Origin of the sequence: Xenorhabdus bovienii (assembly GCF_024721015.1) — a bacterium.
In the GTDB taxonomy this organism is placed as follows: domain Bacteria; phylum Pseudomonadota; class Gammaproteobacteria; order Enterobacterales; family Enterobacteriaceae; genus Xenorhabdus; species Xenorhabdus bovienii.
In genome coordinates, this window is sequence record NZ_JANAIF010000177.1 from 1 (window position 1) to 2,063 (window position 2,063).

Here is a 2,063-nt window from a genome sequence, read left to right on the forward strand (position 1 = left end):
ATTATCCAGCCCACTCTATGAATAGGCTGTGTGATGAACTACTTGAATAGACTCAATGCCTCTTGAGCATTGCGAATAGATTTATCCGTTCTGGCCACAACACCGGACTCGGTTTGCACGAGTTTGTATTGGTCTTTGAATAGTTCGAATCGCAATGTATCGTCACCGATAAACTCAATCGCTTTCTGAGCCGCTGCTGTGTCGTTCATTACCAGTCGGAGTATCTCCAACCTCATTCGTTGTGATGGTGTTAATTCTGTCATTTGGAATTTCCTGCTATATCGCCACGTAAAGAATACAAGCGAACCTCTGATAACAAACACCCGTAAGCCATTGATTCTTCCGAGGTCCTCACTTTGGCAAGGGTACTCATGCTCTCGGTAAACTCATCTTTATGCCTACTGTAAAGATTTGCTACTTTCTTGCTGTCTTTGTAACCCAGCAATTCAGCCAGATGCTCACCAGTGAACCAAATCTTGTTATCACTATTATCAAACGGAGTGATCTCATGTTCTTTGAAAGTTAATGCTGTGCTCATCGGGTATTTTCCTTATAGAAAAGCGAACCTGCTCACCAGAAATGCCGCCCACAGAAAACACCAATTAACGGCATTTCTCAGGCTCGACTTTCTGTAAGGTTCTGTGTGGATTATTGCGCGGTGAGTGCGCGGAACTCAGATACAAAAAAGCCACCCGCGTTAACTGATGGCATGGGGTTATTGATTGTTAATGTGGTGGGATTACACCAGATTAAAAATCAAATTTGCCTAATGGTTGTGACACTGTGTCCTAACATACTCCTGCAACCCCAGAATCATTTGCTCTGAGGTGGCAATGTGAAGCTGCCAGAAATTAGATAATCAGCCTAATTTTGCCCTTACCAGACAATCTTTAGCTTCTAATAGCTTACGCAGTCCTGCTGCTTTTTCAGGACCATTAGGTAATGATTCGTCCATTAGGCGAGCTAAATCACCTATAGGCTTACTGATTTCTTGTAAGTGCGCTGGTAGATGTGAGTATTCAAAGTATTTCATAATTGTTGACATAATGACCTCGATTCATTGTTTACATTCAGTATTAACGTATTCTTGCAAGTACTTAGTTTGCCGTTCGTTCTCCGCCATCATTCGGAGGAGATCGTAATAATCTTGTCGAGCTGCTTCTGTAAGTTGTGGGGTTCCTGCGTCGCCCACGCCGCCGGAGGAAGTGGTTTCACGCACGGGACAGACGGCTTGGATGCGCAGCTTGCGACGAGCAGCGGCAACATCAGCCCGAAGAGTGTCAATTTTAGCTTTGTCATTGGCGAGTACCTGAGTGTGTTTGGTATCGAGTTCAGCAAGATACGTAATTCGCTCTTGCTGATTGGTGATGATGGCGTTTTTCTCTGATAGCTGAGTAGTCAGTGACTTTTTCTCGCCAGTGAGCCGCCCATTTTCCGCATACACTGAATAGATGGAATATGCAGCCGAGCCAATCAGAACGATACCGACTACTACTGCAACAGCTTTAACTTTCCATTTCATAAAAGCTCAAACGCTTTCTCAAACGTTGCCTCTGGATAGGGTTGCTGATTGCTGTTCTCCATCTTGATAATGCCTTCTGCCAACGCAAACAGGATTTTCTTGTCCTGAGTAGATATCCTCTCATCCGCAGAGACACCGACCTTTTCAGCCGCGAACTGAATGTAACTTTCGGTGTTGTTCTCATGAGGGGGCGCATAGCGATTGATGATTTTTCTAATCGAATGCAATTGGTGCTTGTTCTGGTAATTTCTCAGCAATTTGAATAATGCCCGGATCCCATACTCAGCCGACTCAAACCGACAGAACCGCTTTTCTATACTCGGGTCATAGGGCAACTGACCCTGCCACTTATTCGCTGAGTTGTGGTCAATGTTGCCTGGATTGTTATTACGAATGCCTCTGCTCATCTTTGTTCACCTGTCAGTCTGTTCCAGAAATAGGTTAGGGCGATGCTCCCCATTGCGCCGGACACGCCAGCACTAACGAACATCAGGTATAAACTCAGTCCCGCTTCGAGACTGATAAATCCGCCTATCAGTCC

Annotated in this window: 5 protein-coding genes and 1 pseudogene; all 6 read right to left on the reverse strand. The window is 45.1% G+C overall.

Annotated features, from left to right (window positions below):
* Nucleotides 1-38: 38 nt before the first annotated feature.
* Nucleotides 39-263, reverse strand: coding sequence for a DUF2560 family protein (locus NXS07_RS19635; RefSeq protein WP_258087472.1), 225 nt, complete (start codon nucleotides 261-263; stop codon nucleotides 39-41).
* Nucleotides 260-538 carry a BRO family protein gene (locus tag NXS07_RS19640; RefSeq protein WP_258087473.1) on the reverse strand — a complete coding sequence of 93 codons (279 nt, stop codon included), beginning with the start codon at nucleotides 536-538 and terminating at the stop codon, nucleotides 260-262. Before NXS07_RS19640 ends, NXS07_RS19635 begins: the two co-directional genes overlap by 4 nt.
* 321 nt (nucleotides 539-859) lie before the next feature.
* Complete coding sequence (locus tag NXS07_RS19645) at nucleotides 860-1,045, reverse strand: hypothetical protein (RefSeq protein WP_258087474.1); 186 nt, start codon at nucleotides 1,043-1,045, stop codon at nucleotides 860-862.
* A 12-nt stretch (nucleotides 1,046-1,057) separates the two neighbouring features.
* The gene (locus tag NXS07_RS19650; protein ID WP_258087475.1) at nucleotides 1,058-1,522 is read right to left on the reverse strand and encodes a lysis protein; all 465 of its coding nucleotides are present in this window, start codon (nucleotides 1,520-1,522) and stop codon (nucleotides 1,058-1,060) included.
* Nucleotides 1,519-1,929 carry a structural protein gene (locus tag NXS07_RS19655; protein WP_258087476.1) on the reverse strand — a complete coding sequence of 137 codons (411 nt, stop codon included), beginning with the start codon at nucleotides 1,927-1,929 and terminating at the stop codon, nucleotides 1,519-1,521. Before NXS07_RS19655 ends, NXS07_RS19650 begins: the two co-directional genes overlap by 4 nt.
* Nucleotides 1,926-2,063 (reverse strand): annotated as a pseudogene (locus tag NXS07_RS19660) (phage holin family protein); the annotation flags it as partial. The pseudogene NXS07_RS19660 and the gene NXS07_RS19655, both read right to left, overlap by 4 nt.